Origin of the sequence: Brevundimonas sp. (genome assembly GCF_036659295.1) — a bacterium.
Taxonomy (GTDB): Bacteria; Pseudomonadota; Alphaproteobacteria; order Caulobacterales; family Caulobacteraceae; genus Brevundimonas.
In genome coordinates, this window is sequence record NZ_JAVXCU010000032.1 from 20927 (window position 1) to 27412 (window position 6486).

Below are 6486 nucleotides of genomic sequence, written 5' to 3' on the forward strand. Positions count from 1 at the left end.
TGGAGACCATGAGAGATGAAATATCTACTGAACAGTTTGGCGGCTCTTTCGCTGGTGGCCGTGGCTGCTCCTGCTGTGGCCCAGAGTGCTGTGGCCGAGAGAGCTGTAGCTCAAAATCCTGCACCGCGTATGGCGCGGGCGCAGGCCCCGCAAAGCGAGGCCGACTATGTCGCGCGCCGCACGCAGGATTTGCGCGCTGCTGACGCCAATAGCGACGGTCAGGTCACCCCTGAAGAACGCCGCGCCCAGCGCCAGAAAATGCGCGCCGAACGTACCGAGGCCCGCTTTACCCGTCTGGACAGCAATGCTGACGGCCAGATCAGCCGCGAAGAGTTTGCGGCCGGTAATAGCCGGATGGGCCGCATGGCACATGCGCGTGGCGAGGGAATGCACCCGCGTGGCGAAGGCCACATGCGCGCCCGCACCAACATGCGCCAGAACATGCGCCAGAACATGGGCACCCGTCATGCGATGGCTGAGCAAACCATCAGTATCGCCAATGCCGAACAAAAAGCCCGCGAGAGCTTCGTGCGGCTGGATGCCAACCGTGATGGTCAGGTGACGGCCGAGGAGCGTCGCGCTGCGCGTCAGGCGACGCATCAAGCACGACGCGCCGAACGGAATGCGCGTCAACCGTCGCCTTCGGCGCCGGATTCGGAGTAGGGTCTTGACGGGGAAGGCGGCCATGTCGCCCGCCCGGCAGTTTAATCACGTGCGAGGCAGGCTTGGCGACATCCGCCGATCCCGACGAGGAACTTTTGCGCCGTGTGGCCGTGGGCGATCCCGCGGCCATTCAGGCCATGGTGGCCCGAAAGCTGCCGCGTCTTCTGTCGTTGGCCACACGTATGCTGGGCGATCCCGTAGAGGCCGAGGATGTGGCGCAGGAAGCCATGTTGCGGGTCTGGAAACAGGCTCCGAAATGGCGACCGGGGCAGGCCCGCTTCGACACATGGCTACATCGGGTCGGCTTGAATCTGTGCTACGATCGCTTGCGCCGCAAACGCGAGAAACCGGTCGATCGCATCCCCGAAATGGTGGACGATTCACCGGCACCCGATCGGGGGCTGTTGGCCGCCGAGACCGGTGCACGGGTCCAGTTGGTTTTATTGAAACTGCCGGAACGACAACGCGAGGCCATCGTTCTGTGTCACTATCAGGAACTGGGCAATATCGAAGCGGCGCAACTGATGGGGGTCAGTGTCGAGGCGCTGGAAAGCCTGCTCTCGCGGGCAAGGCGCAGTTTAAGGCTTTCACTGGCCGATATGGCACCCCGAACCCGCAAGAGCGGGGCATGAGACGATGATGACTGAAGAGCGATTTATACATCTTCTGGATGCCTATGGCGCACGCTGGACCTGCTGGCCGCAGGACACTGTGGCCGATGCGCGTGCGGCGCTGGCCGACAGTGCTCGGCTGCAAACGCTTTGGGATGATGCTGCGGCTCTGGATGACCTGTTGCATCTGCCCGCCGTGACCGCCAGCGCGGACTTGCGCGAACGTGTGCTGGCCTCGGCGGTCGGCGCGGGTCTGAAGGCGCGCCGTCGCTCACGCGGCCTGTGGTCCGCTTGGACCCTGTGGTCGGGCGCGGGCGTGATGGCGACAGCCGTGGCCGGTGCTCTTCTGGGGGTGGGTCTGGCCCAGCATCTGGCAGCCCCGATGCTGGCCGAAACCGTATTCTATCAGGCCAGCTTGCAAGGTGCCGACGATACCGAGGTGCTGGGGCTGGAATTGGCGTCTCTGGAGGTGCCTCGCTAATGGCTTCGCGCAAGATCAAATTGGCACTGGTCGCATCGGTGGCGCTGAACGTGTTTCTGGTCGCGGGCGGTACGGCGGTCTGGATCACGGCGCGCGAGACCCGCGAGGCCGAGCGTCTGACCCGCACCACGCGCACAGATACGCTGATGGAAATGGTCAGTACGCGCTCGCCGGATGTCGCGCAGGCAATAGAGGTGCGTCTGCGCGAAGTGGCCATGGCGGCGCGGCCCGATTTTCAGGAAGCGCGGGCGGCAAGACGTCAGGCCATTGCTCTGACGGCCTCGGATGATTTCGATGCGGTGACGGTGGCCGGTTTGCTGGAGCAGTCACGCGCGTCCGAAACGCGCGGTCGTGCGCGTCTGGAATCCGGCGCGGTGGAAATCCTGAACGATCAGGCCCCCGAGGACCGCAAGGCTCTGGCGCGGATTTTGTCGCGCTATCGTCCGCACAGCCATTCCAAAACGCCGCCCGTTGATAAGGGCAGCGCACAGCCGCACTAGGCGGCAGAGATCAGTGTCTCGCCGCCCATGTCAGGCAGGGTGCTTGAGCCCGTATGGGCCCTGATCGGCAGATCGAACCAGACCGTGGTTCCGGTCCCCAACTCGCTTTCGATGACCATATTGGCCCCGTGCATCTCGATCAGGGACTTGGTCAGGGCTAGTCCCAGTCCGGTGCCCTGCGTGGTCTTGGCGTGCTGGTTTTCAACCTGCACAAAGGGCTGGGCCAGACGTTTGATATCGTCGGCGGCAATACCGATACCGGTATCGGTAATGGCCACACGCAGATAGCCGGGGCGCTCGATCAGAGGCGTCAGGACCAGCAGCACGCGACCTGCGCGCGGCGTGAATTTGATGGCGTTGGATACAAGGTTCAGCAAGACCTGTTTCATGCCGCGCATATCGACCTCGGCCTCGACCATGCCCGGTGAATCCAGCGCCAGTGCCAGACCGGCCTCCTCGGCGCGGCCGCGCATCAGACGCACCACTTCGCGACCCAGCGCCGCCAGATCGGTCCGCTCGTAATAGAGGTTGTGCTTGCCCGCCTCGATCTTGGCCATGTCGAGAATGTCGTTGATCAGGCTGAGCAGGTGTTTGCCCGAATTATGGATGTCGAGCGCATAGCCCTTGTAGCGGCGGTCCCCCAGCGGGCCGAACATTTCGCCCGCCATGATTTCCGAAAACCCGTTAATGGCGTTCAACGGCGTGCGCAGTTCGTGGCTCATATTGGCCAGGAATTCGGACTTGGACTGGCTGGCCGCTTCGGCGCGGGTCATCGCCGCCTCGTATTCGGTGGCCAGAGTGGACAGGCGCGAGCGGCTGGCCTCCAGCTCGTTGACCGTGCGCTGTAATTCCTCGGCGGCGCGGCGGCGGTCATGCTCCTGCTGTCGGATCAGGGTCACATCGGCGGCGATGACCACAGTGCCGCCATCGCCGGTATAGCGCTCGGTCATCTGCAGCCAGCGCCCGTCATTCAGGGCAACTTCGCGAACCCCTGCGCGGCGTGGCTCGGGACGGTGTTCGGTGCGGATAGCCTGCGCCGCAATACGGTTCAGGTCGTTCTTGAGCGCCCCGCGATATAGCGCGGCGGGGGGGAAATCGAAGGCGTCCTGGAATGCCTGGTTCCACATGACCAGATGGCCCTGCCGGTCGAACAGTACAAAGGCGTCCGACACGCTCTGGATACCGTCGACCAGACGATCCTCGGCGGCCTTGGCGCGGGCCTTGGCGCGACGGGCCTCGGTGATGTCCAGCGCGATGCCCATGATCTGGCGATGTGCAACGCCCGAGGTCTGACTGCGCGAGCGCCCGCGTGCATCGATCCAGCGCAGGCTGCCATCATTGAGGGTGACCGGAAAAGCCAGATCAAAATGGCCGCTTTCGCGGGCATGGCTCAGGGCCGAGACAAAGCTGTCGCGAAAACGGGGATGGATGCGCTGAACCAGGGCATCGGTCGTCAGGACGGTTCCGGCGGGCAACTCCAGCAGGGCAGCCATATAGTCCGACAGTTGCAACTGGCCCTTGTTGATATCCCAGTCCCAGACCCCGCAATGTGCCGCTTCGACGGCAATCCGGAACCGGCGCTCGGTATCGGCCCACAGGCGCGAGGTGCGATCCTGCCGGAAGGTTTGCAAGGCCAGAAACAGCAACAGGGCCACGCCCAGCGCCAGCGGTATGACCAACAGGCTGGCATCATCGCGCCAGCGGTCCAGCAAGGAGCGGGCCGGTCGGTCGGCCACGACGGCCAGTCCGCTGTCCCCGACCTTGACGGCGGTGGTAACGCGGCCCTCGCCTTGCGGATCGGGCAGAACCACCCCTGTCGGGCTGTTGAACAGTTCGGGCGGCAGTTGTGCAATGGGCCGCAGTTCCAGACGCACATCCTGACCCGTCGGGTCAACATGGCGCGCCTCGATCATCGCATTCAGCCGGTTACCGTCGGCAAGACTGCGGCCAAGATTCAGAGAACCGTCGGCCAGAGCGGCACCTTGGGCCTGATTATGGCCCTGACCGGCCTTGGAGCCGACCGCGACCAGAGGCGTACCCTGTGCCGAGGAGAGCAGTATCCCGCTGTGCGGCAGGCTGGCGACGGCGGTTTCCAGCGATTGCAGCGGCTGGCCCGGTGTGTTTGCCAGATGCGTCGCGGCTAGATCGAGCAACCGGTCCAGATCGGCCAGTTGCTGCGCGGTGGTCTGGGCATAGAGTCTGGCGTCCAGAACCAGCGCATCATGGTTGAGTACGTCCAGTTCACGTTCCGGCCGCGACTGGTCGCGTGCGACCAGCAACAGGGCCATGGACAGGATCAGCAGAGCGGCCAGAAACAGGGCGCGTTCATAGGGGCGACCCCAAAGACCCGGATGGTCTGTGGTTCGCCTTCCGCGTCCATCGCTGCGGCGCTCTATTCCCCGCACAACGAAGGCTCCCTATCCGTGTTCGAACGGGGGAAACCTAGGCTGTTTTGCCAAGCTGTGTCGAGGGGGACCTGCGGGCGCCGTTACGGGGTTCTAGGCGACGTGTTCGCCGGTTTTATCGGCGGGTGCAGCGTCCGGTTTTTCGGCAGATGTCGCCTTGCGCGGCGGCAGGGGCTGGCTCTGGATACGGCGCAGAACGGCCTTGGCCGCTTCGGCCAGACGGCGTGTCTCGGGCGGAGCGTCCTCGGGGGCCTCGTCCACGCTTTCGACCAGCTGGTTCAGGATGTTCAGCATTTGCGGCGTAGCGGCGATAATGCGGGCCTGTTGCTCGATTTTTTCGGGCAGACGGTCGTATTCGGCACCGGGAACGCGCCATCCACCCCAGTCGGCATCATCGGTGACGACCACAGGATAGCTGCCGGGGAAGGGATGATGGGCGCAGTCGTTCTGGTCCTGCCACTTGTTGCGGGCCCGCAGCACGCGCCATGTGCCCAGATTGCTGCTCAGCGCCTCGCTCTCGGGCGATTGCAGCTCGTGGTTCTGGAATTCACGCCCCAGTCCGACTTCATAGGTGACACGCACAGGCTCGTCGAAGCCCTTGGCCCAGACCGGAATGACCTTCTCGACCTCGGCCCACAGGCCGACACTCTCGACCCAGACCTTCTGACCTTTTTGGAATTGTGCGCGCGCCATTAAGCCTACCCCGTACCTTTGGCCGGTACCTTAACCGATAGAGGTTATCGACCTCTTGGGAGAGATGGTTACCGAGCCTCGACGGGGTTGGCTATAAATAACGCCGCAATTCAATATTTTATGGCTGGGATATGCTTTCCAGAGCCTCTCCGGCATAGCGTTCCTTAACCTTTACAGACAGGTCGCCCAGCGACACGACCCCGACAAGGCGCGATTGCTTGTCCATGACAGGCAGGCGGCGGATACGCGCACGGCTCATCAGGTCCAGCGCAGTTTTCAACTCGTCGGTATCCAGAACCGTGATGGCATCACGTGACAGGAACTCCGAAACCGGTTGTTCGGGGCTGGCTCCGCGCGCGACGGCGCGCACGGTGACATCGCGGTCGGTAATCGTACCGATCAGGCGCTCGCCATCGACGACGGGCATGAAACCAAAATCGCCATCGGCCATACGGCTGGCAACATGCTGAAGGCTGTCTTCGGGGCGGGCGATATGGACATCGCTGCTCATAAGGTCGCGGATTTTCATAATGGCTCCTCGCAGGTGGACGACAGGGACTATTCTTCAAAGCCGCGAAATGGCGACGAGGTTCCCCCGATGTTCGCCCATAGGCCATGCGGTTTACACTGGCGGCTGCCCGTAGGAGTGTGCGGGAACGACCAGATGGACAGTCCGTTAAGCGGATTGGGCAAGGGCAGGGCAGATCGCATTGGCGCGAGGCTGTGGCCGTGATTCAAGCGAGGGTGGCATGGCCGCAGAAACTGCCGGCATGGGTTTGGGCCATGTCGCCGCACTCTTGGGTGCAGGCGTGGTCGGGGTGGCGGTTTTCCGCAAGATAGGTCTGGGTTCGGTGCTGGGCTATCTGGTGGCGGGTCTGGCGCTGGGTCCGTTCGGGCTGGCTCTGGTCAAGGAACCGCAGACCATCCTGCATGTGGCCGAGTTTGGCGTGGTCATCTTCCTGTTCATTATCGGACTGGAGATGCGGCCCAGTCGCCTTTGGGCGATGAAGGGCGAGATATTCGGGCTTGGCACGGCGCAGGTAGGGCTGTCGGGTCTGGCCCTGACCCTGATTGCGATGGCGGCAGGTGTATCGGCCCCCATAGCCTTTGTCGGGGCGATGGGTTTTGTCATG

General features: G+C 63.4%; 8 protein-coding genes. 5 read left to right on the forward strand and 3 right to left on the reverse strand.

The window, feature by feature from the left end; genetic code table 11:
• Positions 1-15 precede the first annotated feature (15 nt).
• The 4 genes from RSB01_RS07760 (at position 16) to RSB01_RS07775 (ending at position 2255) form a co-directional block, all read left to right on the forward strand.
• Positions 16-663, forward strand: coding sequence for a hypothetical protein (locus RSB01_RS07760; RefSeq protein WP_332590532.1), 648 nt, complete (start codon positions 16-18; stop codon positions 661-663).
• Between the two features lie 62 nt (positions 664-725).
• Positions 726-1295, forward strand: a complete 570-nt coding sequence (locus RSB01_RS07765; protein ID WP_332590533.1) for an RNA polymerase sigma factor — start codon at positions 726-728, stop codon at positions 1293-1295.
• Between the two features lie 7 nt (positions 1296-1302).
• A complete protein-coding gene (locus tag RSB01_RS07770) occupies positions 1303-1755 on the forward strand; it encodes a hypothetical protein (protein WP_332590534.1) in 453 nt (150 codons plus the stop codon).
• Positions 1755-2255 (forward strand): periplasmic heavy metal sensor, encoded by a 501-nt coding sequence (locus tag RSB01_RS07775; protein ID WP_332590535.1) that lies wholly within the window; start codon positions 1755-1757, stop codon positions 2253-2255. The genes RSB01_RS07770 and RSB01_RS07775 overlap by 1 nt, the downstream gene beginning before the upstream one ends.
• Here the strand turns inward: RSB01_RS07775 and RSB01_RS07780 are convergent.
• From RSB01_RS07780 to RSB01_RS07790, 3 genes are all read right to left on the reverse strand, one after another.
• Positions 2252-4660 carry an ATP-binding protein gene (locus RSB01_RS07780; protein ID WP_332590536.1) on the reverse strand — a complete coding sequence of 803 codons (2409 nt, stop codon included), beginning with the start codon at positions 4658-4660 and terminating at the stop codon, positions 2252-2254. The two genes, RSB01_RS07775 and RSB01_RS07780, sit on opposite strands and share 4 nt — an antisense overlap.
• A 93-nt stretch (positions 4661-4753) precedes the next feature.
• Positions 4754-5353, reverse strand: coding sequence for a hypothetical protein (locus RSB01_RS07785; RefSeq protein ID WP_332590537.1), 600 nt, complete (start codon positions 5351-5353; stop codon positions 4754-4756).
• A gap of 118 nt (positions 5354-5471) precedes the next feature.
• Positions 5472-5882, reverse strand: coding sequence for a CBS domain-containing protein (locus RSB01_RS07790; RefSeq protein ID WP_332590538.1), 411 nt, complete (start codon positions 5880-5882; stop codon positions 5472-5474).
• A gap of 220 nt (positions 5883-6102) precedes the next feature.
• Between RSB01_RS07790 and RSB01_RS07795 the strand changes: the two genes are divergently transcribed.
• On the forward strand, positions 6103-6486 hold a 384-nt coding region (locus tag RSB01_RS07795), incomplete at its 3' end, for a cation:proton antiporter (protein WP_332625264.1).